This is a genomic window from Amycolatopsis sp. NPDC003676 (assembly GCF_053587275.1).
Window position 1 is genome coordinate 1 of record NZ_JBSFNS010000458.1, and the last position, 1,015, is coordinate 1,015.

At 68.9% G+C, this 1,015-nt stretch carries 2 protein-coding genes; both read right to left on the bottom strand.

Translation table 11 applies throughout. The features are described 5' to 3' along the window. On the bottom strand, positions 1 to 315 hold a 315-nt coding region (locus ACWDNU_RS47220), incomplete at its 3' end, for an amidase family protein (RefSeq protein ID WP_449673630.1). Positions 316 to 327: 12 nt separating this feature from the next. Further along, positions 328 to 1,015 (bottom strand): GntR family transcriptional regulator (locus ACWDNU_RS47225; RefSeq protein WP_449673631.1); only part of this gene is annotated, 688 nt, incomplete at its 5' end.

Sequence of the window (1,015 nt, forward strand, 5' to 3'; positions counted from 1 at the left end):
GGTCGGGCCGATCGTGGTCGGCGTGGGGATGTTGCTGCTGACGCGGGTCGGGCCGGGGTCGTCGTACCTCGGATCGGTGCTGCCCGCGGTGGTCGGCAGGCCCGAGACATCGACATTGTCCTTCACGGCGACGAGCAGTCCGGCCAGCGGCAGTTCCTCGCCCGCAGCGATTCGGCGCTCCAGTTCCGCTGCCTCCGTAACCAGTTCGGATTCCGGGCGCAGCGTGATCCAGACCTCGGGACGGTCCACCTCGGCGATCCGCGCGTAGGCCGCGGCGACCCTCGCGGTCGCGGTGTCGAGTAGTCCTGCTGACATGGCGGGGTCTCCTTAATCGCTCATGGACATGGCGGCGACGGCGCGCGAGATGCGGTCGAGCACGACATCGAGCGAGTCGCCGATGTGGGTGTGCAGGAGTCGCTGCGCCAGCTCGAGCTCGCCGGCGAGCACGGCGTCGAGAATGCCGAGGTGCTCGCTGATCGTGGTCTCGATGCGGTTGTTGATCATGAAGTCGTACATGCGCACGTGCCGGATGCGGGAGTTCACCGCGATCAGCGCGCGCACCATCTCGGCATTGCCCGCCGCGGTCAGCAGGGCGACGTGGAATTCCTCGTCGACCACGACGAACCCCGGCTCCTGAGCGGGCGGGTCGGCCTGCAGGGTCAGCCAGCGCTGCTGTTCGGCGCGCAGCAGGCGTTCGTCGTGGGTGACGGTGGGGTCGGTGCGCACCCTGGTCATCCCGCCCAGTTCGAGCGTCAGCCGGAGTTCGTACAGGTCGCGGATGCGGGCCACGCTCGGCCGGACCGGGCTGAACCCGAATTCCTCGCGTTCCAGCAGGCCGTCCGAGCAGAGCATGGTCAGCGCCTCGCGCACCGGCGTGCGGGAGATGCCGAATCTGGTCGACAGCTTCGGCTCGGTCAGGCGCTCGCCGAAGCGGATGTCGCCGTTCATCAGCCGCCGCCTGCCGGGCGTAGATGCCACGTTGCAGCGACCGCAGCAAGGTGTTGCGCAGGACCTG